We start from the raw sequence: 24,185 nt of genomic DNA on the forward strand, positions 1-24,185 counted from the left end.
AGTGCAGCATGCACGATCCGCGGCCGCCGACCGATCGCACAGCAAAGGAGCGTCTCCAAGCGGACGGGCACGCTCATGCGCATGGCGCGTGCTTGAACAGATACGCGTTGGCCCGCTGCAGGATGTGCGCCAACCGTTCTGCGCGCGGCCCCATCGGCGCGATGGCTTCCCCGGCATCGCGCAACAGATCCAGCGCGAACTGGCGCGCCGCCTGCAGCCCCATGATCGACGCGCAGGTCGGCTTCTGCGCCGCCGCGTCCTTACCGGCGGTCTTGCCCAGCGTCGCGGTATCTGCTGTCACGTCGAGAATGTCGTCGATCACCTGCAATGCCAGGCCGAAACAGGCGCTGTAGCGATCGAGCGCACAGTACAGCGCAGCGTGCGCGGCATCGTCCGCGATGGCGCATAGCGCGCCCATGCGAACGGATGCGCGCACTAGCGCCCCGCTCTTCATTCGGTACATCGCCACGATCCTGTCCAGCTCCACGTGCTTTCCAACCAGCGACAGATCGATGGCCTGCCCGCCTGCGGCACCCTCTGCGGACACCGCCAGCGCCAGTTCGCGCACGAGCGCTATACGGTAATCGCCTGGCGCATCCAGGCTCGCCAGGGTCAGAAAGGCGTGCGCCTGCAGCGCATCGCCGACCAGGATCGCAATAGCTTCGCCGTACTTGACGTGCACGGTCGGAAGGCCGCGGCGAAGCACATCGTCGTCCATCGCAGGCAGATCGTCGTGGACCAGGGTACAAGCGTGCATCATCTCGATGGCAGCGCCGACGTCGTCGAGCATGTGCGCCGGCGTATCGGACAGTGCGCCGGCAGCCAAACAGAGCAAGGCACGGGTACGCTTCCCGCCATACAAGGTGGCGTAGCGCATCGCCGCCTTCAGCTCGCTCTCACCGTCATGTTCGACGAAGAGAAGGCGCGCCAGCACCTTTTCGACCCGCTTTGCGCCCTCCTGCATCCAGATCTCGGGCAGCAGCCCGCCGGATGCGCCGCGCGCCGGTCCGCCCAATCCGCCGAGCGAAGAAGCACCAGTCCTGTCGTCCTGTGGCGTAGTATCGGCCTGCAAGTTGTTCATATGCTCGTACCTGACAGGAGGCCGCCACGGCGAGCGGCGGGGCGCCGCGGTGTTGTCGGCGTCGCACCGTGCGCGCGCCGAGTGCAGCATTGCCGCGCGTCGCCGGCGTCGCTGCCGCGCCACATGCGCATGCGATGCCAGCTCATGAGAATCCGATGCGGATAGTCATGGACGGATGCGCGGTCGGGTAATAGCGCCGGCCTTTTTCGGCGTCGCTCAGCAACCGCGGCCGCACCCCGGCCTCGTGCATGGTCAGCGCCAAGGCGATGCAGAACTGCACCAGTTCCAGCCATGCCAGGTGGTAGCCCACACAGACGTGTGGACCGGTACCGAATTGAAGCATGTCCATCGACCCGATCGGCTCGGTGCGTTGCAGCCACCGCGCCAGCCGAAACTGATCAGGCGCCTCGTGCAACAGCGCCGAGGTCGAGAAATGCAGCAGCGGGACGCACAGATCGGTGCCCGCGGGAATGCGCCGTTGGCCGAGTTGCAAGTCACGCACTGCGCGACGCACCAGGAGTGGCGTCGCCGGATGCACGCGCAGCGTCTCGCGGAACAGCGCCTCGGCAACCGGACACTGCGCCAGATCCGCGTGCCGGGTCGGCACCGCGCCCACGCGTTGCGCCTCCTCGACCAGGGTGTCCCACAGCCCAGGCTGCCGAGCCAGCTCGATCACCATCCAGGCCATCGTCGAGGCGGTGGTTTCGTGCCCACCAAGCAGCAGCAAGCGGATATTGGCGACCAGGACGTCATCGGAAAGCGCATTGTCGCTGCGATCGAAGGCGCTCACCATGTCGTTGATCAAGCCGGTGCGCGAGGCATGTTCACGCGCGGCGCGGACGAACTCGCGCAACCGCGCATCGATCCAGTCGCGGGCGGCGCGACCGCGCCGCAATGGCAGTCCGGGCAGGTCGACTGGGGGCGCGACGATCAGCCGCAGCAGTTGCCGGTACTTGCGACGCCATCCCGGCAGGTCCTGCGCGGGGATTCCCATGAGACTGAAGATGAGCTTGAGCATCAGATCGCCGGTTTCGCGCAAGATGATTACGTCGCCGTGGTCGCGCCACCTCTGCACGCGCGCCCGGATGACGGGTGCGAACAGCTCGCCGATGCCCGCCTGGGTCAGCCCCTTGGGCAGAAGCGACACCTGGATCGCATCGCGCGCCTGCCGGTGCGCGATGCCGTCCTGGGCAACCAACGTTCCGCCAAACAATTCGGGCGCGATGTCTTCGATCAGCGCCGAGGACACGTCCTTGTGCCGGAGCAGTGCGAGAACGTCCGGATCCAGACTGGTCATCAGATGTCCGGCAGGGCCGAAATCCAGCCAGAAGTGGCTGCCCAGAGTCCGTTCCGCGCGCCGCAGCAGGCACGGCAGGTCGCAGACGACGGCGGGAAGATGTCCGACCAAGGGGAAAGCACCCGGCACGACGGCGATGTCGTGCCGCAGCCGATGCCGACGGTTCAGCGGGTTGAGCAGCATGTCCATCAGCAGCCCCGCGACGCGTCCGCTTCGGCGGTCTTGCCGGAAGGACGCGCGGCGCGGCTGTTGCCACCATCGGCGTACGTCGGCACATGCGCCATCATGCCGCCGTCGATGCACACGACCTGGCCAGTAATGAACGCAGCATCGTCGGAGAGCAGGAACGCCACCAGCGAGGCCACGTCTTCGGGGCGGCCGACGCGCGGCAGGAGCTGGTGCCGGCGCAGATGCCATTGCGTGCACTCGTCCAGCTTTGCGAGGAGACGATCGGTCATGATAAGACCCGGCGCAACCGCGTTGCAGCGGATCTGCGCATGACCGTACTGGGTGGCGAGCGAGGCGGACAGCATGTTCATCGCCGCCTTCGACGCGGCGTAGGACGTCTGTGCGGTGTCACCGCTGAGCCCCTGGCACGACGACATGTTAACGATCGCGCCACCACCGCGGGCGATCATCCGTGGGATGGCCTGCCGGCAGCAGAGCAACGTACCGCGCAGATTGGTCGCCATTGTCTGGTCCCAGACCGCCAGGTCCAGGTCAAGGATCGCGCGATCGCGCGGAGTCAGATGCATGGCGCTCGCGTTGTTCACCAGCAGGTCGACCCCACCGAAGTGCCGCTCCGCCGTTTCGAATAGCGCAGCCACCGCCTGCGCATCGGCGATGTCTGTGGCCGAGGCCAGCGCGCGGTCTGCCTCGGATGCAATTTGCGCGGTGCTGGCGATAGCCGCCGAGCCATCAATGTCGGCGACCACCACCCTGCCTCCCTCGCGCGCTATAGCGAGGGCGCATGCCTTGCCGATGCCGGCTCCGGCACCGGTCACCACGGCCACCTTGTCTTCAAACCGTCCCATCGTACCCTCCTGGGTGGCATTGGTCTCTTGCGGCATGCCGCTCGGCTTCCAGTGTAGTAGGCGGAGGGCCGGCGCTTCCGCGCTCGTCATCGCCAGCGTCGCTTTCGATGACCCGAATGGCGGCGACTGGGCACTGGCTCGCCGCCAGCCTCACGGCAGCGTGCAGCGCCTGCGGGACCGTCGCCACGCAAACTTCGGCCACGCCGTCCGATTCGCGCTGGCGAAAGGTGCTCGGCAGCGTCAGCACGCACTGCCCGCTAGTTCCGCACAGATCCTGGTCGACCACGACGCGCATCTCAGCTCCCTTGCGCATCCAGCCGCACCGGTAGCGCGCGGAACGTCCGAAGGAATGCGGAGGGCTCCCGGGTCGGCTGCCCGGCCAATGCCAGCGTGGGGAAGAGGGCCAGGATCCGCGGCAGGCTCTCGGCCAACTGCACCCGGGCCAGTTGCGCACCAAGGCAGAAATGAATGCCATGGCCGAAGCTCAGCATGATCTTCCCGTCGATCGACATGCCTGGACTGGTGCCGTAGAACCGCGCCGGATCGAAGCGATCGGGATCGGCGAAGGCGTCCGGGTCGCGATTGCCGGACGCGATCAGCACGCGCACGTCCGAGTTTTTCGGGATCACCACGCCACCCAGTTCGATGTCGCGCTGCGCGATACGCGGAATGGAGCTGAACATCGCGGGCGCGTCGCAGCGCAGGACTTCTTCGACGAATGCCTTCACCCCCGCGGCGTCTCGCTGCAGCCAGTGCCGCTGTTGGGGATGCGCCAGCATCGCCAGGACTGCATGGTCGATGGTCGCAGCAGTGGTGGTGAAGCCGCCCAACAGCATACCCCACAACATGCTGATCAACTCCGCATCCGATAGCGTGTCGGCATCATCGTCGTGTGCGCCGACCAGCATCGACACGATGTCGAAGCGGGGATTGGTGCGCTTGCGCTGGATGAGACCGCCGAAATAGGCCTTCACTCTGGCACTGGCCGCGTCCGCCGCGGCGAGCTGGGGATCGCTGGCGTGTGGGCTGAGGCCTTCCAGAATGGCGCCGATGCCGGCGGCGAGCCCGAACATGTCGTCCTGGGGCATGCCAAACAGTTCGGCGAAGACCAGCATGGGCAAGGCCAGCGCGAATTCCCGATGCAGGTCCATGGCCTCCCCGCGCTCCAGTGCGGGCGCCATGCCGTCGAGGCGCGCAGCGACGATGCGCCCGATGGTCGGCCGCAGGTCGTCGATCTGGCGCATGGTGAAATCGCGCGAGATCAGCCGGCGCAGACGCGTGTGCGCCGGTGGGTTCTTCATCGCTAGCGTGGACGCCAGTAGATTGAGCGACAGGCTGGCGGCTGCACGCGGAAAATAGCGCGCCAGCTCGCCCGGCGCTGGTCCCCGAAACGCATCGCCCGTGGCCTTGAGCGCCCAGAGAATGTCGGCGTGGCGGCTCAACAGAAAGAGGCCCGACGCTGAGCGATGCACCGGATCGTGCTCGCGCAACCACCGCATGAACGGATACGGGTCGTGAAGGCACGCTGGCGACGCCAGTTCGGCGAAGGCGTCCCGACATACTGCCGTGGCTGCTTGCACGTCCATTTTGGTTACCTATTGGCTGGCTGGTCTGACGGGAGCGCGCGCCGATAAATTGCAGAGAAGATCGCGATAGCCGGCGGCGTCCCGCGAATCACCAGAGCACCGGAAACGCCTCGAACCCACCAGTGATGATGTCCTTGCGCAACTTCAGTTCTTCGGGCGCCACGGCCAGGCGCAACGCAGGAAACCGCTGGAAGATCGAACCGAACACCACCTTGAGTTCGAGTCTCGCCAGCGCTGCGCCGATGCAGTGGTGCGGTCCGTAAGAAAACGCCAGGTGAGGATTTTCGTCGCGCCCGATGTCGAAGGTTTCCGGGGCGTCGAAATGGCGTGCGTCAAACGACGTCGCCGGCAGCCCGACCAGCACCTTGCTCTCTGCGGGAATATTTATGCCCGCGATGGTCACATCGGTTTTCGGATAGCGCATGATTCCGTCCCAGCCGGCGCCCGGCGGGTACATGCGCAGGATTTCCTCCACCGCCTTGTCTACCAGGGATGGATCGCCGACCAGGCGTTTGCGCTGTTGCGGATGGCGGAACATGGCCAGCAGGCCGAATTCGATCTGCGCGACGGTGCTCTCGTGCCCCGCCACCAGCATACCCGCCGCAAGGCCGACCGCCTCTTCCTCGGTCGCCTTGCCCTGGTCGACCGCCGCGAGCAGATCCGTCAGCAGGTTGTCGCCCGGAGCCTGGCGCTTGTCGCGCATCTTGCCGCGCATGTAGAGGCGCAGTTCTTCCCAGGCCTCGCGCGACGCGCTGCGCGGTCCGCTTTCATGCTGGTGCGTCATCACTTCGTTGGACAGCTCGGCGAAAAAGGCGTGATCCTCGTAGAGCACGCCCATCAGCGCGCTGATGACCATGGTCGGAAGCGGAAAGGAGAGATGGCGCCGCAGGTCGGCGGGCTGGGACTGGGCCGCCAGCGTCTCGAACAGCCGCGCGGCAATCGCCTCAACCTGCTGCCCAAGCAGCTTCACCCGGCCGTCACTGAAGGCCGGCGCCACGATTGTGCGTAACCGGGCATGTTCGCCTCCCTCGTGCGAGACCAGCCACCCCTGCGAACCGAGAATCACCGTATCCGGGGTGAATGCCGCCGGCGGCATTCCCGCGGGCCGGAACGCCGCGTCCGACAGCGCCGCCTTTGCCTCGTCGTAACCTGTCACCCACCAGCCTTCGTGTCCGGACGGGAAGCGCACGCGGTGGATCGGACCGTTGGCGCGTAGCGCCAACATCTCCGGCGAAGGCTCGATGTGACTGACTCGCCACATCGGTAGCGTCGGCAAGGATTGTTCGGACATGGTGGCAAATCACTCTCTAAGCGATGAAAGGACGGAAGGTGACCGATAGGAGCCGCAGGCAGCGAATGCATTAGACGGCAGGTAGACGACAGCCTCCGCGGCGTTGGTCCGTACCCGATCTCCCATCCGCACGAGTAGCGCGAAGAAGGCTCATCGCAATTCCAGGCACCCAGCGCACGCTCAGGCGGAAAAGCGGCCCCTAGCCGAACGGCAGGTGCGGGAGCTGTGCCGCCGCATGACATCGAACCTGCCGGCATCGCCAAAGATCGACTGACCGTAGGGATTGGTGAAGGAGGCTCGAAGCACCCGTCACCAACTTGCACGCCAATATAGCCTCCGGACCAGTCGCACTTTTCCGGTGGCAGTTTCGCTGGCTCCCAAAAGAAGAACTCTAGATCGCATCCAATCCTTCCCTGCATTTTCTCGGTCCACTACCGAGCGCCAAGTCATGCCACAGCAAGCCGTCGGAAAGGACCAAACGCGAACAGCGACGCGCGCCGTGTCCGTCCCGAAGATCATCGCACCGCGATTGGTGATGATGCCGTGAACAGAGCAAATCGCGTGCCGAGATGAGTTCGCAGGCTCAGCAGGCACTTCGTAGCGCGCGTATGTCAGGTTTCTGGCATTGGGTCTCAATGCCGACAACGGCGCAGCAAGTGCCCGACAAAGGCCTGCTCTCGCGCTGAATGTGCGGGGCGCCCTTGCGCGGATTTCAAGCAACCGGATTGGCTGTGGAATGTGGTTCGCAGGAAATCACTCCGATGTCGGCGGTAGTTATCCCGAAAGTGAAACCCGCCAATCCGACATCTCGCTGGGTTGGATGGCGCATGCGGCCCAGACCTTTCCCGACCGCAAGGGGCCCGACGGATTCGGCATCAAGGTACACGATTCCCCCCAACACATGAGAGCGCGGTGCGGCTCTGGCTGCACGCGCAAAGACCTAAGCGAACGTGATGCTGGCCATCCTGCAAGAACTGCTCGGCATCTTTCACAGGGATCTCAGAATTGGGGAAACCTTGTCCTCTGCTTACTGGGAATCCAGCCTTGTGCGAGGAGCCGGAACAGATGGCGGACCACAGGATTCGTCGAATTCGAGGTCTACTTCAATGCCGGTCTTCTCCGCCTCGTACTGTATTTCGTAGTCCTGCCACCCGCGCCGGGTCCTGCTTTCGTCCGCGCGCCGTCTTGCTCATTCTTCGCTGCCGCCATCGGTGCCTCCTGTTGTGACATTGAAGCAACGCGACAGGGATGCGCAGGTTCGGAACGATTCGAACTGTGCGTAGAGTTCTTCCAGTGGCGTTTCAGCGTAAAAAACCAATGGCGGCCGACGGCACGACCGACTTCTCGATCCTGCAGAACGAGCTCAAGGGCAAATCGAAGAGCATCATCCTCGTAGCGTTCGATAACGTCAGGCTGAAGGAGACCCAGCCACTCGGCTGGTGCGCGCGTGCGCAACGGCTACGGTTTCAACAAATGACCACGGACCGCACAAGAAAAGACTCGGCCAAAATGCGAGAATGCGATCGGACTCAAAAGACAAAGCAGCGGAATCAACGAAGCTACTCGTTACCGCGTTGCTCATGACGGTGTGCTGCGGGAATTGCCGAGCCTGTCATCTGCGAGAGCAGAACGACTGCTCAGATCTCTACGCTCCCGAGAATCTATCGATTTTTCTTTCGATCATATCCAATTCTGCGATCGATGTCTAAGAAACCTACCCTTCTTGAACCGCTTGCAGCATCGTGGCGTTATGAAGCGTGCGAAAGCAAAGGAACATGCGCCACCGTGGGTAAATTCACCTGGAATAGATCGTGCCTTAGTCAAATTCGTTGAAGCTCTTGCAATCGCCGATGCGAGGCGCGATCATCTCTTCGAGAATGAGCGGCTGATAAAAACTCATATTGACGCCGCCAGCGAGAAACGCATCAGCGGTGGTGTTCAAGATGAAGTCTGCAGCAGTTTATGCTCGGTTCTCGACCGAGCTTCAAAACGAAAAATCGACTGAAGATCAGATTGCTCTGTGTAGGGCCTATGCGGCCCGTAATCAGCTCGACGTCGTTGCGATCTTCGAGGACAAAGCTCGTTCTGGAGCCTCTGTATTCGGTCGCGATGGCTTGATGCAGCTTATGGATGCGGCTCGCCAACAACGTTTCACCGTCGTCATTGTGGAGGCGTTGGATCGGCTTTCTCGTGATATGGAAGACTTGGCCGGCATCCACAAAAGGCTATCTTTCCAGGGCATCCAAATCCAAGCCGTTCATGATGGCACCGCGGATTCGATCTTGATTGGAATTCGCGGCCTCGTTGGACAGATGCAGCGCGAAGACGGAGCGAAGAAGGTCCGTCGCGGTATGGCCGGTGTGATACGCGACGGTCGACACGCCGGCGGACGCGCCTACGGATATCGAGCTATTCCCGGCAAAGCCGGCGAACTCGAAATCGTCGAAGACGAAGCTGCGATCGTCCGACGAATTTTCACGGCCTATGCCGGGGGACGAACGCCGCGGGACATCGCACACGATCTCAACCGAGAAAACGTTCGTCCACCGCGAGGCCGGCTATGGAACGCGTCGACGATCAATGGGAACGCCGAACGTGGTGCTGGGCTCATCTTGAACGAACTCTATGTTGGGCGGATCGTTTGGAACAAAGTCCGGATGGTCAAGGATCCTGACACCGGCAAGCGGCTGTCTCGCCCGAACCCTCGCGATGAGTGGCAGAGCATCGAGGCGCCTCAGCTTCGGATCGTCGAACAGTCCGTTTGGGAGCATGCTCACGCTCTGAAAACCGAGAAGAGCCACTTGGCCAACCACGTGAAGCGCCGGCCACCGCACCTCCTCTCCGGTCTCCTTCGCTGCGGTTGTTGCGGATCGGGGATGTCGGTCCATGACCGTGACAAGACTGGAAAGACCAGGATTCGCTGCTCGGCGGTTCGCGAGAGCGGGAGTTGTTCGAATCGAAAGATTATCTACCTGCGCGACATCGAAAGACTTGTGCTCAGCGGCATGGCGGAAGAACTGAAAGACCCGCAGCTGATCGAGACTTATGTCCGCAACTACAACAGTGAACGGGAGCGGCTTGCTGGGCACGCGGTCGCAGTGCGCGCGCGACTAGAAGCAAAACGTGATCGGATCGAAGGGGAGCGCCAGCGCAACATTGATCTCGTGATCAATTACGTAATTTCCGAGAAGGACGCCAAGCAACGGATCGCGGAACTGAAGGAAGAACGATTGCGCGTCGAGTCCGAACTGGCCGCACTCGAAGAAGCTCCAGTCCCCGTCGCGCTCCATCCGGCGACCCTGGACCGCTACATCAGCACGGTCAACGCACTTGCGGAGATAATGGCCAGCCACACCGAGGCGAAGGACGACCGCGGTTCCCTGATAAACGACTTTCGCGCGCTTGTGCACAGCGTCACAGTCCACCCGAAGGGACCACGGGAAGGGTTCGAGATCGAGGTGAAAGGCAAGCTCGCCGCGCTAATCGGCGGGAACGCTTTTCCCCAGGCCCACCGCGATAGTGGGTTATACATGGTAGCGGGAGACCGCTACAGCGCGAAACCCACTTTTGAAGATAGTGGGGGACGCATGGTAGCGGGGGAGGGACTCGAACCCCCGACCCCAGGATTATGATTCCCGTGCTCTAACCAGCTGAGCTACCCCGCCACGGGTTCGCGATCGGCGGCATGCAAGCCGCGGGTGCGAACGCGCGGCATATAAAGAACGGTACGCGCGCCTGTCAAGCAAACCGGGGCGAGGCGGCAACTTATTGCAGGGAGAGGCTATTTCGGCCTCACCGCGGGGTCGCCGCCGGGGCTGCCGGGCGGCGGAATCACCGGCGTGTTGCCGCCTTGTGGGGTCGGCGCGCGCATTTCGGGGTCGATACCGGCCGGCGGGCACAACACCCCGTCGGATTTGGCGAGCTTGTCACCAAGCGGCTGGCCAGCCTGCCCGGTTGTGGTTCCTTCCGGCACCGCAGCCCCCGGATGCGAAGGCTGCTGCGGCGCGCAATTCGCGGCGGCGCGCTGCGGCGCCGGCGGCGCGGTCTGGGCTGGCGGCGTGGCCGACGTCGGCGGCGCCTGCGCGGCGGCAACGACGGGCGCCAGCATCAGGGCACAGGACAAAGCGAGCGTACGATTGATCCTCATGAGGGGAAAACCGGCACGATGCGCCGATGTTCCCTCGCAAAATCGCCGCAGCCTCACGATTTGCGGAAGCGGATCAGTGAGAAATGCCCCATCGGCGGCATCGGCCGGCGTTCCGCGAGGCTGACGCCGCCATGCTTCGCGGCCCAGTTGGTCAGCCGCTCCCAGGGAAATTCCGGACGCCAGCCGAGCCGCCGCGCCAGCGGCGCGAAGGCGAGTTCGAAGATGCGGCGCGGGCCGCTCTCGGCGCCGATGTGATTGACCAGGATCAGTTCGCCACCCGGCTTCAGCACACGAATGAAATCATCGAGCGTCGCCTCGGGATCCGGCACCGCGGTGATGACGTATTGCGCGACCACCGCGTCGAAGAACCCGTCCGGAAATGCCAGGTTCTTGGCGTCCATCACCGCCAGCGTCTCGACATTGCTGAGCCCCAGCGCGCGCACGCGCTTCAACGCCCGCCGCAGCATCGGCTCGGAAATGTCCACGCCGCACAGCTTTGTCGTGCGCGCATATTCCGAGAGCGACAGCCCGGTGCCGACGCCGACGTCGAGCACGCGTCCGCCGATCCGGTCGGCTTCCGCGATCGTCGACTGACGGCCCTGATCGAACACCTTGCCGAACACCAGATCGTAGATCGGCGCCCAGCGGCCATACGCCTTTTCGACCCCCTCGCGGTCGATGTCCCCAGCCATTCCCTGCCCCGAAGCTGCTTCTGTCTATCCGCGAACCGCTTCCGCGAGCGACGCCATCGCATCCCGCGTCGCGGCCCGCACGACGCGGCTCGCGCTGGCACTCCTGATGAAGCCACCGCCGAGCACACGCGCCTGTCCGGACGCCGCGTCGTAGAACACGCAGGCCTGGCCGGGCGATACGCCCTCCTCGCCGGCGACGAGCTCGACCTCATAGCCGGCGTCCGTGGCGCGCAACCATGCCGGTTGCGGCGCGCGCGTCGAACGCACGCGGACATAGATCTCGATACCCTCACCGATCACGCGATCCAGCGCGCCATCACCGATCCAGTTGACGTCGCGCAGCGCGATGCGATCCATCCGCAACGCCTCGCGCGGCCCGACCACGACGCGGCGCGTCGCCGCATCGAGCTTGACCACATAAAGCGGGTGGCTTGATGCGATGCCGAGGCCCTTGCGCTGGCCGACGGTGAAATGAACGATGCCCTGGTGCTGGCCGATAACATTGCCGGCGAGATCGACGATGTCGCCCGGCGCGATCGCATTCGGCTTCAGCCGCCCGATGATGTCGGTGTAGCGGCCGGTCGGCACGAAGCAGATGTCCTGGCTGTCCTGCTTGTCGGCGACCTCGAGCTCGAAGCGCCGCGCCAGCTCGCGGGTCTGCGGCTTGGTCATGTCGCCGAGCGGGAAGCGCAGGAAGCCGAGCTGCTCGCGCGTGGTGGCGAACAGGAAATAGCTCTGGTCGCGATCGGCATCGGCCGCGCAGATCAGCGAGCGCGATCCGTCGGCGAGCCGGCGCGAGGCAACATAGTGTCCGGTGGCGAGCGCCTGCGCGCCGAGCTCGCGCGCGGTTGCGAGCAGATCGCGAAACTTGACCGAGCGGTTGCACTCGATGCACGGCACCGGGGTCTCGCCGAGCGCGTAGCTGTCGGCGAAATTGTCGATCACCGATTGCTTGAAGCGGCTTTCGTAATCGAGCACGTAATGCGGGATGCCGATCCGCTCCGCGACGTTGCGCGCATCGTGGATGTCGCGGCCGGCGCAGCAGGCGCCCTTGCGATGGGTCGCAGCGCCGTGGTCGTAGAGCTGCAGCGTGATCCCGACCACGTCGTAGCCCTGCGACTTCAACAGCGCAGCCGTCACCGACGAATCGACGCCGCCGGACATGGCAACGACGATCCGCGTGTCTTCAGGGCGGCCTTCAAGATCCAGACTGTTGAGCATCTCTAAGCGGTCATTGGTCACTGTCGCGGCGAAGTCATGCGCTCCGCGACGAAATTGGGAAAAGCCTTTGTCCAGAGAGCCTTGGAACGCGTCCAAGACCGGTTCGGTCGGTTCGGGACGCATCGAAGGCCACCTTTAATATAGGCCGTATTCCGGCGAGGCAATCCGGCGGAATCCGTAGCCGCCGTGCGCGGGGGGCAAATCTTGCCGCCGGGCAAAAACCGGGCCTGCCGGGAACCGGTTCCGGGCTCCGCGCGCGACCCTTAAACAATTGAAATAGCTGAATATTTATCACTACCGATGGTTGGCCCACTCCTTGCTGACAAAACGCCGGAAGTCTCATTTGCGAGGGTTGGCAGTGGTCAGCGTGACGTCGGAAGCATTGGCAAGCCGGTCTTTTCAGGGCGCGACGCCGCGGTCGGCACGGCCAGATCCCGCCTCGCGGGCGGGGAACGGCGGCTTTGCCTCGCTGGTCGACAGCAACACCGCGCCCACCAGCGACAACAACCGGTACGACCCGCAGCCAGCGCCCGCGCGCCGGTCCGACGATTCGACCTCGACGACCGATCCACGCTCCCGCGACACCAGCACGGCCCCCGACCGGGCGCCGCGGGATTCCGGCAGCTCGCGCGATGACAACAAGGTCGATAGCGACAGCGACGCGCCGCGCAAGACCAAGTCGAAATCGAAATCGGACGACTCGAAGTCGAGCACCGATACGCAATCCACCGGCGACAAGGCCACGACGCAAGCCGTGCCGCAGCCGGATCCGTCCAATGCGGCAGCGGCCAACGCCGTGGTTGCCGTTCCAGTTGCAACTGCAGCAGCCACCGACCCGACGGCGACGGCGACCCCGCCATCCGGCCAGCCGGCGGCACCGCTCGCAATCGCGGCTGCGGCTATCGCGGCAAGCTCGGCCATCGCTGGCACTGCTGCCGCGGCCGGCAGCGGTGCGCCTGCCGGCGCCGACACCGCAACGGCGGCAACCACCGCGGCGAATGCCGACAAGGTCGCCAAGGCGGCCGGCGTCAAGACCGAGGGACAGGTCATCACGACGGATGCGGCAACGGTTTCAGGCGCAGCGACGGCGACCGGCGATGCGACCCTCGCCGCCACCGTCGCCGCCGGAACGCCGGCCACGAAGGCGACGACGCAAGCCAAGGCACAGGTGGCCGCAAAGGACGCGACCGCGACAACGCCAATTGGCCAGGACGGCGCGGCCCAGGGCAACAACGCGACCGCACAGGCTGCTCCAACGAACATTGTTCCCGCAGCCACGCAGCCGGCGGCTGTATCCGGCAAGGCGAAGGCCACAGCAGACGGCGCAGCGGATGCCATCAAGGCCGATACAGGCGGAGACGGCGACGCCGCGCCGACACCGCCGGTCGGTGGCCACGCGGCTGCGCAGGCCCAGCTCACGACGCCCGATCCCGGCGCACAGGCGCCGAATGCACTCCAGACGCAACTGCCGGCCAGCCAGACGACGCCGTCTGCGACCGCGCAATTGACCGTGACCAACGCGGCGCAAGCCGCCGTGCCGCTCAGCGGGCTTGCGATGCAGATCGCCGCCTCTGCCAAGAGCGGCAAGAGCCGCTTCGAGATCCGGCTCGACCCCGCCGAGCTCGGCCGCATCGATGTCCGCATCGATGTCGATCGCAACGGCCAGGTGACCTCGCATCTCACCGTCGAACGGCCGGAAACGCTGTCGATGCTGCGCCAGGACGCCAACCAGCTGCAGCGCGCGCTCGACAATGCCGGCCTGTCGACCGGCAATGGCGGATTGCAGTTCAGCCTGCGCGACCAGTCGCAGTCGGGCCAGAACAACAATGGCCAGTCCAATCCGAACGCCCATCGTTTGATCGTCACCGAGGAGGACAGCGTCCCCGCCGCAGCGGCAGGCCGCTCCTATGGCCGCCCAACCGGCGCTCTCGGCGGCGTCGATATCAGAGTGTAAGGAGTTCACCATGGCAGTCGATGCAACCATGCCGACGCCCGTTGTCTCGGCACCGGGCACCAGCAACGGAACCAGCTCGGGAAGCAGCACCGGCAGCGGCCTGACGACCTCGTCGCAGGGCATCGCCGACAATTTCCAGACCTTCCTGACGCTGCTCACGACCCAGTTGAAGAACCAGAACCCACTCGATCCGCTCGACACCAACCAGTTCACCCAGCAGCTCGTGCAGTTCGCCGGCGTCGAACAGCAGCTGAAGTCGAATGATCAGCTCAAGCAGCTGATCGCGATCGAGAAGAGCGCGCAATCGACCCAGGCGCTGGTCTATGTCGGCAACACCGTGGCCGTCGACGGCAGCAAGACCCAGTTCAACAAATCCGCGACCTGGAATCTGGTATCCCCGCAAGCCACCAGCGCCACCATCACGATCACGAGCGCGACCGGCCAGACCGCCTATTCCGGCAATTTCAACCTGAACCAAGGCAACGCCAGCTTCGTCTGGGACGGCAAGGGCACGGACGGCACGCAATGGCCGGCCGGCACCTACACGCTGACCGCGACAGGCAAGGATTCCAAGGGCAACCCGCTTGCGATCTCGACCGAGATTCAGGGCGTCGTCGACTCCGTCGACCTGACCGCTACCCCGCCGCTGCTCTCGATCGGCGGCCAGACCTACACCACCGACAAGATCAAGCGCGTGGTCCGCGGCGCGACGAGCAGCAGCAGCTAAGCAAAGGCGTCGCTGCATCCCGGCAATCCGGCGCTCGCCTCCGCGGGAATTGCGTGTGCGCTTCTGCGCGTCATGAGGCGCCGCATGCACGCCTGTTGTCCCTGCTTCGCAAGGACGACAGTGAATGGGGTGCGCGGCCTGTAATCCGCACCCCGCATTCTCGCGACATGATTTGTCCGAGCCTTGCGCTCCGTTCCGCCCTCTCCTCTCGCAGGAGCACAGAGAAAGCCTACCCGATCGCCCCCATGGGAGCGGCGCACAACATCGACAAATATCAATCAGCAATAAGCTGCAACACGTCAGCTTCCTGTAAGCAAGCGGATGTTATCCTCATGTTCTGCAATTGAACGACGCTTCCGCCCTGAAACTCCGCAGCTGCCTAGGCTGCGCGCTTTGACCGCCGGCAAGAGTTAGCCAGTGACCCCGACACGCCCGATCCCGCCAGACCCCGCCCAGACCACGCCACGGCGTGCGGTGACACCTCACCCGCAGCTCGCCGAGACGATGACCGAGAATGCGCGCCTCAGAACCATCGCCATCACGGTTATGCTTGAAATCGCAGTGCTTCGGGAACGGCTGCCCCGGACTGCAGGCGAGTAACAGCGCGGCCGGAGTGAAATGACAAAGCGAGGCTATCTCGCCGCACTGACGGGCCTCGAACGCCAGTCTTGTTTGACAGGTCAGGCCTTTGCCGGCGGCGCAACCGGCGCGGCCGGCCCGATGACCTCACCGTCCCTTCGATCGATCTTCTTGGCGGGCACACGTCCTGATCACGCTTGCACGGCTCGGTTGGCCCCCCTTCGGGCAAGGCGAACGCCTCGCGGAGAATCGCCGAAGCGAATTCGGAACAAGCGATTGAAATGCGACACGTCCGAGAAGCCAACCTCGAGCGCAATATCGGAAATCCGCCGACGGCCGGCGTCCGACCCGGTCAGCAATTCGAGCGCCCGCTGGAGACGCAGTTCATTCAGGCGCTCGGTGAATGACGTTCCGGATGACGCCATCAGACGCTGGAGGTAGCGCGGCGAGATGCCCTGGCAGCGTGCGACCGTTTGAACGTTGAGCCCAGGGTCCTGGAAGTGTATCGTGATGTAGTCGAGGGCCGCATCGTGCCGCGCAGCCATGACGGCGCTCGCGCTGCTCTCGCCCAGGGCAGGACACTCGTCGATCGCGAGTGCGACGAGATCGTGGATGTGGGTCACGACCGTCTGACGAAGTTTCGGGGAAGTCAGTGCTCGCGCCTTGAGAACTGACTTCAGATAGGTCGCGAATAACCGGAATGCTTCCTTGCGGCGCCCGATCGGCTGCATGACCAGGCTCTCGATATCCGACACGCGCTGCTCGAGGTCCGCGCGCGGCACCGCCAGCCCGAATTGTAGTCCATCAACGTAGGTGACGACGGCTGGTTCGGAATGCAGGATAGCAATCGCATCGCCAGCACGAAGCTCGACGTCCCGACCGCACTGCGATAGCTGACTTATGCCGGGAGAGCAGAAAATGACGCCGACGGAATCATCACCATCGGCAAGACTCGCTTGCGAACGTTCAAAGCGCATCGACGTGCCCCTTAGCGAGAGCATCCGCAGGCCCTGAACCGCCTGAAGCGATGCATGGGCCTCGATTGGAATATTCGACAGAGGCTCGATGTCAGCGTGCACCACGCAGCGCCCAAAGTGCTCGCGCCAGAGAGGGAGACGAATGCGCTCCGGAAGGTCGCGCGTCGAAAATCGATACGATGCAAAATCGGCTGCGTCCGTAGGCATGGGGATCTCCAGCCTTCACAGAGCATCAGGATGAAATGCTGCGGCACACCATTTTCATGTCTGCATTTTGCAATTCACGCACCGGCGTTCTCTCGATCCGTGCGCGCAAGTCCAAGAAGGCATGCTACCGATCTGCTAGTCTGAATTGCCTGCGATCGATGCTGATGTGAACTGGTTCACCTGTCGGTCAGAATAATACGTTTATACTGGTCGCGAAAGTCACGGCCCTTATTTCTCCCTTAAGAGGAGACGGTCGTGATGGCTCTATCTGTAATTGCCGCCGCGGATTCATTGGACATCCCTGGCGGCGCGCAGGCGTAGAACAGCTGATGCCCCTGTTCGCAATTGATCCGGTTTACGGAGCCGCGGGCAGGTCATTTTTGAAAGATTGCCGATACCGATCTTATTTCGCCGCTTTGGCCAAACGCCAAGCAGAATTTGTCGGACATAAAATGCCTGCGGCACTATTAGCTTTTTGCCGCCGGTTGAAATGGTCGAAATCTGTCACGTGGGAAGTCAACCTCAGTGATCAGGAAGGCGTTCGATCATGTCCACTTTATTCGACATGCTTTATCACGAGTACTGTCGTGCCCGCCTCGCCGAAATGCGAAAGCAGCTTTTGATACCGCTCGTCGGCGAAGTCTTGCAGCCGCCGCCGGAAGACGGCGATCGTTCCGGGCCCTTTGATTGCGGCTGGCCGGCGAAAGCGCCGCCAACCCTCGGGTAGCCGGAGCGTCCAATCCCATGGCTTGGCCGGAGGCTGGTCCGGCACGCGCACGACTTTGAGTATCCTAGCGTCCCATGGACCTGTGCCCGATGCGGCCGTGCGCATGACCGACGGATCGACAGATGCATGATCGAACCGACACCTCGAAGCGATTGATCGGCGATACTCCGCCGGAGTTCAGATCGACCGGCCGCGACCTGCGCATCGACGTCTGTCGCGGGATCGCCTTGTGGTGGATCTTTCTCGACCATGTTCCGAATAACGTCGGAAGCTGGCTGACGCTGCGCAATTACGGCTTCTGCGACGCCGCCGAGATATTCATGTTCATCTCGGGCGTGACGTGCGCGCTGGCCTACGGCCGAGCCCGTCAACGTGACGGCTGGAGAGGCGTGATTGGCCGTTCGTTGCGCCGCGGATGGGACATCTACGTCGCGTTCCTCCTGCTTACGCTCGCTTGCGCCGTCCTCGTCTACATCGCCGGCGGCGATCTTGCCGACGACAGCAATACGCGGGTTTTGTTCGAACGTCCGGGCGCGACGCTTGCGCACGCCGCGATCCTGCAATTCCGCCCGGTCAATACCGATGTCTTGCCGGTGTTCGTGATCTGTCACGTGATGTTCGCACCGTTGTTGTGGCTGCTGCTGCGCGCGCCAAACGTGACGCTTGCCCTTTCGTTGCTGCTTTATGCGCTGGTGCACATCCTCGGCTGGCACGTTGCTGCCTGGCCCGACGGCTTCTGGTTCTTCAATCCACTGGCATGGCAGTTTCTGATCGTGCTGGGCGCATGGTCCGTCATCGAGGGGAGGACAATCCGGGGATGGATGACATCGCGCCCCGCGCTGATCTTTTCCGCGCTCTTTCTGGCGATGATCCTCGTCCTGGCGCTCGGCCGGGACATCAAGGCGCTTCAGGCCGTAACGGACCTGGTCTTTCCATTGGACAAATCGAATCTGAGCCCGTTGCGGCTCCTGCATTTCCTGGCTCTTGCAATCGTGACGTCATGGCTCGTCCCCGCGGGATGGCGAGGACTATCGACGCCGATCCTGCGCAGCGCGCGGTGGTGTGGCGAGAACTCGTTGCCGATCTATTGTCTCGGCGTTCTGCTCGCGCTGGCCAGCCAGCTCGATCTGCTCGACATCTCGAACCGGCCCTCGGTGCAGATCGCGCTCAGTCTCGTCGGCGTCTTGACGATGATCGCCGTCGCGGCGCTCCTGAACGCGCTCGGCGCCAAGCGCAAGCCCGCGGGGGTCGCAGTCGATCGGGACATTTCCGCCGCGGTTGCAGATCACAATGTTGGGGATCGCGCACGCAGGACCGTTCTCGATCCACAACTGAGAGCCATCATCGCTCCATCGACGTATCGCCCTTGATCAAAATTGGACTCGTGCCGGACATCGGCTATCTGCCACGTTCAATCGCGTTCGCGGCGGAACTATTCCGTTCGAGCTTCGGTTTCTGCTCCGGCTGGACGCAACACGGAGGCGAGCCCATGAACGACCGCTCGGCGGGACCGGGACGCCCTCCCCTCACGCCGACCGGCCCGCGGCCTCGAGGATCAGCCGCGCAATCGGGTCGGGCTGCGAGATCAGCGCCAGATGGCTGGCCTTCACCTCGATCGTGGTGGCGCCCATCCGCTTGGCCATGAAGCGTTCGAGATCCGGATTGATGGTGCGGTCCTCGGTCGAGACCGCGTAGTAGCTCGGCTTGCTGCGCCAGGCCGCCTGGCTGGTCTTGCCTGCCAGCAGTTGCTTGTGGAACGGCTGCTGCACCGCGTAGAGCACCTTTGCTTTCGCCTCCGGCAGGTCGCCGGCGAAATCGCGCAGGAACGCTGCTTCGCTCAGCCGGCCCTCGTCGCCATCGAACACGATGCCGGCGCTCGCGGGCGGCGTCGGATAGGTCTTGGCCAGTGCGGTGTAGTCCTCGTCCGCATCGGGCGCGCGCGCGGCGACGTAGACCAGCGCCGAAACATTCGGGTGCACGCCGGCCTCGGTGACGATCATGCCGGAGAAGGAATGGCCGACCAGCACCGTCGGGCCGTCCTGACGATCGAGCACACGCTGCGCCGCGGCGACCGCCTCCGGCAGCGTGGTCAAGGGATTTTGCACTGACGTCACATTGAGCCCCGCGGCCTGCAGGCGCGGAATGACCTCGGACCAGCACGAGCCGTCGGCGAACAGTCCGTGCACCAGCACGACGTTGCGCGCCTGCGCCGGCGGCGTGGGTGCGGCGATGCCGCGCGAGGACACCAGCGAAGCGGCAGTTCCAGCAAGCAAGGCAGTCGAGAAGGTGCGTCTGTTCATCAACATGATTGGAACTCGGATCCAAGGATTAGGGGAAACGCGCCGGTTGCGGCGCGCGTACAACCTCTCCTACGCAGGCAAAGGCGGTTGGTTACGCGCGCCGCCTCCGCGGTCCTGCAATCGCGATCAAGGATCAGTGAATGCGTAGAAGATGCGACGAACGTTCATGTGACGTGCGCAACAGTGATTGCTCGAACAAATCCAAATCGATCTCTGCTTACCCCTCTCCCCAACCCTCCCCCACAAGGGGGGAGGGAGCCCGACCGATGTGCTCACCTCACGTTGCGTGGACCCGTCGCGCGAGAATTGGACGTAAAGGATGTGAAGGGGCGTACCGGCGGGAGGGTTCCCTCCCGCCTTGTAGGGGAGGGTTAGGGAGAGGGGTACCACTTGCGCCGCTACCCGACACCGGGCGGACAATCGGCTCATAAGCAGCCAATCCGCCTCCCTGTTCCCGGCCCTTCCAACGAGAATCGTATTGAAGCCTTGGGCTTAGGCAAATTTTAAACCGGTGGGCGTAGGTTACCTATCGCGAGTTCAGTGGTTGAGAGTTTGTGAGTACGCCATGACAGAACCCCATCGCCCGAGGGTGAAATACGTCATCGGGCCTGACGGCAGCCCGTTAACGATTGCGGATTTGCCGGCCCCCGGTACCAAACGGTGGGTCATCCGCCGCAAGGCCGAAGTCGTCGCTGCGGTCCGCGGCGGCCTGCTCTCCCTCGAGGAGGCCTGCAGCCGCTACACGTTGACCGTCGATGAATTCCTTTCCTGGCAGTTCTCGATCGACCAGCATGGTCTGGCCGGACTGCGCACCACACGTATCCAGCAGTACCGGCAGTAAGTTTCTCCTAAAGAGTGGTATTTGACGAAAACCGGCCTCGCTTTGCGAAGCCGGTTTTTTTCATGTCCGCGTTTTTGCCGCGGTTCTTAACCTTCGTTAACCATATGGAAACCATACCCTAGGCAATATTTGCCCAGTCGGACCCGCGTGGGCCGAATCCCTGGGGGCCGTTGGTGCAAAGTCTGGTTGCTTTCTTCAGAGGTCTAGGTGCGGCCCGCCTCGCGGCCATGGTTGCGGTCACTGCGGCCCTGATCGGTTTCTTCGCCTTCGTCATCATGCGCGTCACCACGCCCCAGATGACCACCCTGTTCACCGACCTGTCGACCGAGGATTCCTCAGCCATTATCAAAGAGCTGGAGCGCCAGGCGATCCCGTTCGAGCTGCGCAATGACGGCGCTGCGATCATGGTGCCGAAGGACAAGGTGACGCGGCTGCGAATGAAGCTCGCGGAGGGCGGCATGCCGAAGGGCGGCGGCGTCGGCTACGAGATCTTCGACAAGTCGGACGCCTTGGGCACCACCAGCTTCGTCCAGAACATCAATCACCTGCGGGCGCTGGAGGGCGAACTCGCCCGCACCATCCGCGCCATCGACCGCGTCCAGGCCGCGCGCGTCCACCTCGTGCTGCCGGAAAAGCCGCTGTTCTCGCGCGAGACGCCGGAGCCGTCGGCCTCGATCGTGCTCAGGGTCCGCGGCGCGCTGGAGCCGCAGCAGATCAAGGCGATCCGCCATGTCGTCGCCTCCGCCGTCAACGGGCTGAAGCCGCAGCGGGTCTCGATCGTCGACGAGGCCGGCCAGCTGCTCGCCGACGGCGCCCAATCCGATGCCGATGCCGCGGTCGGCGACGAGCGCCGCGCCGCCTTCGAGAAGCGGATGCGCAAGCAGGTCGAGGACATCGTCTCCTCGGTGGTCGGCGCCGGGCGCGCCCGCGTCCAGCTCTCCGCCGATTTCGACTACAACAAGATCACCCAGACCTCGGACAAGTTCGACCCCGAGGGCCGCGTGCTGCGCTCGACCCAGACCCGCGAGGAAAGTAGCCTCACCGCCGACAATTCCGGGCAGGTCACCGTCAACAACGAGCTGCCGGGCAACCAGAACCAGGACAACGCGGCCCGCGCCCGCGACCAGAGCAAGAAGAGCGAGGAAACCAACAATTACGAGATTTCCCGCACCACCAAGACCGAGGTGACCGAGGCGGGCCGCGTCAACCGCATCTCGGTCGCGGTGCTGGTCGACGGCGCCTACGCCAAGAACGAAAAAGGCGAGATGGTCTACCAGGACCGCTCCAAGGAGCAGCTCGACCGCATCGCCGCTTTGGTCCGCTCCGCGATCGGCTTCGACCAGAAGCGCGGCGACCAGGTCGAGGTCGTCAACCTGCGTTTTGCCGAGCCGCCGGCCGCGCAGCCGATCGCCGAGCCGACCGGCCTGCTCGGCATGCTGCAATTCACCAAGGACGACGTGATGTACGTCATAGAGCTCGGCGTCATGATGATGCTCGGCCTCGTCGTGCTGTTCATGGTGGTTCGCCCGCTGGTCAAGCGCATCGTGGCCGCCGACGTGATCCCGGCGCTGGGCGGCGGTGCGGGCATGCCGGCGCTCGCCGAAGCCCATGCCGAAAGCGCCGGTGCGTCCGGCCAGGCGCTGATCCCGAGCGGCAGCGGCGCGGCGCAATTGATCGACGTCGCCCAGATCCAGGGCCAGGTCCACGCTCAGGCCGTGCACCGGGTCGGCGAGCTCGCCGAACGCAATCCGAACGAGACCGTCTCCATCGTCCGTCAATGGCTGAGCGAGCCGGTAGAGAACTGACATGGCCGCCGTACCCCAGACCACCAACGCCAACGACATCGCCACCGTCCTCTCGACGCTGGCGAACCGGCAGAGCGCCAGGCCCAAGGGCAAGCCGCTGCCCGGCCCCAAGCGCGCCGCGATCCTGATGCTCGCGCTCGGCGAGCAGTATGGCGGCAAGATCTGGTCGATGCTCGACGACGAGGAGGTCCGCGAGCTGTCGGTCCACATGTCGACGCTCGGCACCGTCGAGGCAGACGTGGTCGAGGACCTGATGCTGGAATTCGTCTCGCGGATGTCGGCCTCCGGCGCGCTGATGGGCAATTTCGACGCCACCGAACGGCTGCTGCAGCAATATCTGCCGGCCGAGCGCGTCACCGGAATCATGGACGAGATCCGCGGTCCCGCGGGGCGCAACATGTGGGAGAAGCTCTCCAACGTGCAGGAAGAGGTGCTCGCCAACTACCTCAAGAACGAATACCCGCAGACCATCGCCGTGGTGCTGTCGAAGCTGAAGCCGGAGCACGCCGCGCGCGTGCTGGCGATCCTGCCCGAGGACATCGCGCTCGACGTGGTCGGCCGCATGCTGCGGATGGAGGCGGTGCAGAAGGAAGTCATCGAGCGCGTCGAGCAGACGCTGCGCACCGAGTTCATGTCGAACCTGTCGCAGACCCGCCGCCGCGACGCCCATGAGGTGATGGCCGAGATCTTCAACAATTTCGACCGCCAGACCGAGACCCGCTTCATCACCTCGCTGGAAGAGGAAAACCGCGAATCCGCCGAGCGCATCAAGGCGCTGATGTTCACCTTCGACGACCTGATCAAGCTCGATTCCGCCTCCGCCCAGACGCTGATGCGCAACATCGACAAGGACAAGCTCGGCGTCGCGCTGAAGAGCGCCAACGAGGAGGTGCGCAGCTTCTTCCTCGGCAACATGTCCTCGCGCGCCGGCAAGATGCTGATGGACGACATGGCCGCGATGGGCCCGGTGCGCCTGCGCGACGTCGACGAGGCCCAGGCGCTGCTGGTCAACCTTGCCAAGGACCTCGCCGCGCGCGGCGAGATCACCCTGACCAAGAACCGCGCCGACGACGAGCTGGTGTATTGATGGCCGCGCCCGCAAAATTCCTGTTCGACACGGATTTCTCGGCGCCGGACCGTTCGCGCGAGCGCGCCCCCACTCCGGCTGAGGTCGCGCAGAAGGTTGCCGACGCCGAGGCGCGTGCCTATCGCGCCGGCTACGAGGCCGCGCTGCGCGAGGCCAAGGTCGAGAGCGACCGCCGGGCGGCGCAGGCGCTGGAAGAGATCGGCACCGCGATCAAGGGCATCGCCGCCCGCTTTGCCGGCATCGAGACGCGGATGGAGACCGAGGCCGTCGATATCGCGGTCGCGGTCGCCCGCAAGCTCTGCACCGAACTGATCGCGCGCGAGCCGCTCGGCGAGATCACTGCGCTGGTCTCCGACTGCTTCTCGCATCTGGTGGCGACGCCGCATCTCGTGGTCCGCATCAATGATGCGCTGTACGAGGCGGCGCACGACAACATCGAGCGGATGGCGGCGCAGTCGGGCTTCCAGGGCCGCCTGGTGATCCTGGCCGAGCCGACGATTGCGACCGGCGACTGCCGCATCGAATGGGCCGATGGCGGCGTCGTGCTGGAGCGCGCTGCGATCGAAGCAAAAATCAACGAACTCGTCGGGCGCTATCTGGCGTCCCGCGGCGAGGCTGGCTGAAGGCGATTG

21 protein-coding genes, 1 tRNA gene and 2 pseudogenes are annotated in these 24,185 nt (G+C 64.1%); 11 read left to right on the forward strand and 13 right to left on the reverse strand.

What is annotated here, in order from left to right; genetic code table 11:
• Positions 1–73: 73 nt before the first annotated feature.
• The 6 genes from AKN83_RS26340 to AKN83_RS26365 all read right to left on the reverse strand — a co-directional run bounded on the left by AKN83_RS26340 (position 74) and on the right by AKN83_RS26365 (position 6,289).
• The gene (locus AKN83_RS26340) at positions 74–1,081 is read right to left on the reverse strand and encodes a polyprenyl synthetase family protein (protein ID WP_157113574.1); all 1,008 of its coding nucleotides are present in this window, start codon (positions 1,079–1,081) and stop codon (positions 74–76) included.
• Between the two features lie 142 nt (positions 1,082–1,223).
• Positions 1,224–2,567 carry a cytochrome P450 gene (locus tag AKN83_RS26345; RefSeq protein ID WP_050402902.1) on the reverse strand — a complete coding sequence of 448 codons (1,344 nt, stop codon included), beginning with the start codon at positions 2,565–2,567 and terminating at the stop codon, positions 1,224–1,226.
• On the reverse strand, positions 2,567–3,412 hold the full coding sequence (locus tag AKN83_RS26350) for an SDR family oxidoreductase (protein ID WP_050402901.1): 846 nt from the start codon (positions 3,410–3,412) through the stop codon (positions 2,567–2,569). The genes AKN83_RS26345 and AKN83_RS26350 overlap by 1 nt, the downstream gene beginning before the upstream one ends.
• Complete coding sequence (locus tag AKN83_RS26355) at positions 3,399–3,707, reverse strand: ferredoxin (protein WP_050402900.1); 309 nt, start codon at positions 3,705–3,707, stop codon at positions 3,399–3,401. The genes AKN83_RS26350 and AKN83_RS26355 overlap by 14 nt, the downstream gene beginning before the upstream one ends.
• 1 nt (position 3,708) lies before the next feature.
• Positions 3,709–4,998 carry a cytochrome P450 gene (locus AKN83_RS26360; RefSeq protein WP_050402899.1) on the reverse strand — a complete coding sequence of 430 codons (1,290 nt, stop codon included), beginning with the start codon at positions 4,996–4,998 and terminating at the stop codon, positions 3,709–3,711.
• Between the two features lie 88 nt (positions 4,999–5,086).
• Positions 5,087–6,289, reverse strand: a complete 1,203-nt coding sequence (locus AKN83_RS26365) for a cytochrome P450 (protein WP_050402898.1) — start codon at positions 6,287–6,289, stop codon at positions 5,087–5,089.
• 736 nt (positions 6,290–7,025) lie between these two features.
• Here AKN83_RS26365 and AKN83_RS41370 point away from each other — a divergent pair.
• The 3 genes and pseudogenes from AKN83_RS41370 to AKN83_RS41890 form a co-directional block, all read left to right on the forward strand.
• Positions 7,026–7,157 (forward strand): annotated as a pseudogene (locus AKN83_RS41370) (phospholipase effector Tle1 domain-containing protein); the annotation flags it as partial.
• Between the two features lie 855 nt (positions 7,158–8,012).
• Positions 8,013–8,294, forward strand: a complete 282-nt coding sequence (locus AKN83_RS39920; RefSeq protein WP_157113575.1) for a hypothetical protein — start codon at positions 8,013–8,015, stop codon at positions 8,292–8,294.
• Positions 8,233–9,279, forward strand: a pseudogene (locus tag AKN83_RS41890) (recombinase family protein); the annotation flags it as partial. The gene AKN83_RS39920 and the pseudogene AKN83_RS41890, both read left to right, overlap by 62 nt.
• Before the next feature lie 120 nt (positions 9,280–9,399).
• Here AKN83_RS41890 and AKN83_RS41895 read toward each other — a convergent pair.
• The 5 genes from AKN83_RS41895 to mnmA all read right to left on the reverse strand — a co-directional run bounded on the left by AKN83_RS41895 (position 9,400) and on the right by mnmA (position 12,349).
• On the reverse strand, positions 9,400–9,699 hold the full coding sequence (locus AKN83_RS41895) for a hypothetical protein (protein ID WP_347336838.1): 300 nt from the start codon (positions 9,697–9,699) through the stop codon (positions 9,400–9,402).
• A 178-nt stretch (positions 9,700–9,877) separates the two neighbouring features.
• A tRNA-Met gene (locus tag AKN83_RS26380) sits at positions 9,878–9,954 on the reverse strand.
• A gap of 116 nt (positions 9,955–10,070) precedes the next feature.
• A complete protein-coding gene (locus tag AKN83_RS26385; protein ID WP_050402892.1) occupies positions 10,071–10,436 on the reverse strand; it encodes a hypothetical protein in 366 nt (121 codons plus the stop codon).
• Positions 10,437–10,489: 53 nt separating this feature from the next.
• On the reverse strand, positions 10,490–11,128 hold the full coding sequence (locus AKN83_RS26390; protein WP_050402891.1) for a class I SAM-dependent methyltransferase: 639 nt from the start codon (positions 11,126–11,128) through the stop codon (positions 10,490–10,492).
• A gap of 24 nt (positions 11,129–11,152) precedes the next feature.
• Positions 11,153–12,349, reverse strand: coding sequence for a tRNA 2-thiouridine(34) synthase MnmA (mnmA, locus tag AKN83_RS26395; protein ID WP_050402890.1), 1,197 nt, complete (start codon positions 12,347–12,349; stop codon positions 11,153–11,155).
• Between the two features lie 343 nt (positions 12,350–12,692).
• Here mnmA and AKN83_RS26400 point away from each other — a divergent pair, with 343 nt between their 5' ends.
• Both AKN83_RS26400 and AKN83_RS26405 read left to right on the forward strand, forming a co-directional pair.
• Complete coding sequence (locus AKN83_RS26400) at positions 12,693–14,303, forward strand: flagellar hook-length control protein FliK (RefSeq protein ID WP_157113576.1); 1,611 nt, start codon at positions 12,693–12,695, stop codon at positions 14,301–14,303.
• A gap of 10 nt (positions 14,304–14,313) precedes the next feature.
• Positions 14,314–15,030 carry a flagellar hook assembly protein FlgD gene (locus AKN83_RS26405; protein ID WP_050402888.1) on the forward strand — a complete coding sequence of 239 codons (717 nt, stop codon included), beginning with the start codon at positions 14,314–14,316 and terminating at the stop codon, positions 15,028–15,030.
• 770 nt (positions 15,031–15,800) lie between these two features.
• On the opposite strand, the gene AKN83_RS26410 is transcribed toward AKN83_RS26405, so the two are convergent.
• Positions 15,801–16,793, reverse strand: coding sequence for an AraC family transcriptional regulator (locus tag AKN83_RS26410; RefSeq protein ID WP_050402887.1), 993 nt, complete (start codon positions 16,791–16,793; stop codon positions 15,801–15,803).
• Positions 16,794–17,340: 547 nt separating this feature from the next.
• Here AKN83_RS26410 and AKN83_RS39925 point away from each other — a divergent pair.
• Entirely contained in the window at positions 17,341–17,520 is a 180-nt protein-coding gene (locus AKN83_RS39925; RefSeq protein WP_157113577.1) for a hypothetical protein, read from the forward strand.
• A gap of 122 nt (positions 17,521–17,642) precedes the next feature.
• A complete protein-coding gene (locus AKN83_RS26415; protein WP_157113578.1) occupies positions 17,643–18,890 on the forward strand; it encodes an OpgC family protein in 1,248 nt (415 codons plus the stop codon).
• A 156-nt stretch (positions 18,891–19,046) separates the two neighbouring features.
• Here the strand turns inward: AKN83_RS26415 and AKN83_RS26420 are convergent, their stop codons facing one another.
• A complete protein-coding gene (locus AKN83_RS26420; RefSeq protein ID WP_050402885.1) occupies positions 19,047–19,826 on the reverse strand; it encodes an alpha/beta fold hydrolase in 780 nt (259 codons plus the stop codon).
• Between the two features lie 559 nt (positions 19,827–20,385).
• Between AKN83_RS26420 and sciP the strand changes: the two genes are divergently transcribed.
• The 4 genes from sciP to AKN83_RS26440 all read left to right on the forward strand — a co-directional run bounded on the left by sciP (position 20,386) and on the right by AKN83_RS26440 (position 24,176).
• Positions 20,386–20,661 (forward strand): CtrA inhibitor SciP, encoded by a 276-nt coding sequence (gene sciP / locus AKN83_RS26425; protein WP_002714638.1) that lies wholly within the window; start codon positions 20,386–20,388, stop codon positions 20,659–20,661.
• A 227-nt stretch (positions 20,662–20,888) separates the two neighbouring features.
• On the forward strand, positions 20,889–22,466 hold the full coding sequence (gene fliF, locus AKN83_RS26430) for a flagellar basal-body MS-ring/collar protein FliF (protein ID WP_430641576.1): 1,578 nt from the start codon (positions 20,889–20,891) through the stop codon (positions 22,464–22,466).
• Position 22,467: 1 nt separating this feature from the next.
• The gene (gene fliG, locus AKN83_RS26435; protein ID WP_021077001.1) at positions 22,468–23,553 is read left to right on the forward strand and encodes a flagellar motor switch protein FliG; all 1,086 of its coding nucleotides are present in this window, start codon (positions 22,468–22,470) and stop codon (positions 23,551–23,553) included.
• A complete protein-coding gene (locus AKN83_RS26440) occupies positions 23,553–24,176 on the forward strand; it encodes a FliH/SctL family protein (RefSeq protein ID WP_050402884.1) in 624 nt (207 codons plus the stop codon). Before fliG ends, AKN83_RS26440 begins: the two co-directional genes overlap by 1 nt.
• The last annotated feature ends 9 nt before the right edge of the window (positions 24,177–24,185 follow it).

The sequence above is a fragment of the Bradyrhizobium embrapense genome (assembly GCF_001189235.2).
Lineage (GTDB): Bacteria > Pseudomonadota > Alphaproteobacteria > Rhizobiales > Xanthobacteraceae > Bradyrhizobium > Bradyrhizobium embrapense.

What these genes read in the sequence shown, in the direction of transcription:
- AKN83_RS26340 (WP_157113574.1), bottom strand. Translation starts at nt 1,081, where the DNA reads ATGAACAACTTGCAGGCCGATACTACGCCACAGGACGACAGGACTGGT.
- AKN83_RS26345 (WP_050402902.1), bottom strand. Translation starts at nt 2,567, where the DNA reads ATGGACATGCTGCTCAACCCGCTGAACCGTCGGCATCGGCTGCGGCAC.
- AKN83_RS26350 (WP_050402901.1), bottom strand. Translation starts at nt 3,412, where the DNA reads ATGGGACGGTTTGAAGACAAGGTGGCCGTGGTGACCGGTGCCGGAGCC.
- AKN83_RS26355 (WP_050402900.1), bottom strand. Translation starts at nt 3,707, where the DNA reads ATGCGCGTCGTGGTCGACCAGGATCTGTGCGGAACTAGCGGGCAGTGC.
- AKN83_RS26360 (WP_050402899.1), bottom strand. Translation starts at nt 4,998, where the DNA reads ATGGACGTGCAAGCAGCCACGGCAGTATGTCGGGACGCCTTCGCCGAA.
- AKN83_RS26365 (WP_050402898.1), bottom strand. Translation starts at nt 6,289, where the DNA reads ATGTCCGAACAATCCTTGCCGACGCTACCGATGTGGCGAGTCAGTCAC.
- AKN83_RS26385 (WP_050402892.1), bottom strand. Translation starts at nt 10,436, where the DNA reads ATGAGGATCAATCGTACGCTCGCTTTGTCCTGTGCCCTGATGCTGGCG.
- AKN83_RS26390 (WP_050402891.1), bottom strand. Translation starts at nt 11,128, where the DNA reads ATGGCTGGGGACATCGACCGCGAGGGGGTCGAAAAGGCGTATGGCCGC.
- mnmA (WP_050402890.1), bottom strand. Translation starts at nt 12,349, where the DNA reads ATGCTCAACAGTCTGGATCTTGAAGGCCGCCCTGAAGACACGCGGATC.
- AKN83_RS26405 (WP_050402888.1), top strand. Translation starts at nt 14,314, where the DNA reads ATGGCAGTCGATGCAACCATGCCGACGCCCGTTGTCTCGGCACCGGGC.
- AKN83_RS26410 (WP_050402887.1), bottom strand. Translation starts at nt 16,793, where the DNA reads ATGCCTACGGACGCAGCCGATTTTGCATCGTATCGATTTTCGACGCGC.
- AKN83_RS39925 (WP_157113577.1), top strand. Translation starts at nt 17,341, where the DNA reads ATGTCCACTTTATTCGACATGCTTTATCACGAGTACTGTCGTGCCCGC.
- AKN83_RS26415 (WP_157113578.1), top strand. Translation starts at nt 17,643, where the DNA reads ATGCATGATCGAACCGACACCTCGAAGCGATTGATCGGCGATACTCCG.
- AKN83_RS26420 (WP_050402885.1), bottom strand. Translation starts at nt 19,826, where the DNA reads ATGTTGATGAACAGACGCACCTTCTCGACTGCCTTGCTTGCTGGAACT.
- sciP (WP_002714638.1), top strand. Translation starts at nt 20,386, where the DNA reads ATGACAGAACCCCATCGCCCGAGGGTGAAATACGTCATCGGGCCTGAC.
- fliF (WP_430641576.1), top strand. Translation starts at nt 20,889, where the DNA reads ATGGTTGCGGTCACTGCGGCCCTGATCGGTTTCTTCGCCTTCGTCATC.
- fliG (WP_021077001.1), top strand. Translation starts at nt 22,468, where the DNA reads ATGGCCGCCGTACCCCAGACCACCAACGCCAACGACATCGCCACCGTC.
- AKN83_RS26440 (WP_050402884.1), top strand. Translation starts at nt 23,553, where the DNA reads ATGGCCGCGCCCGCAAAATTCCTGTTCGACACGGATTTCTCGGCGCCG.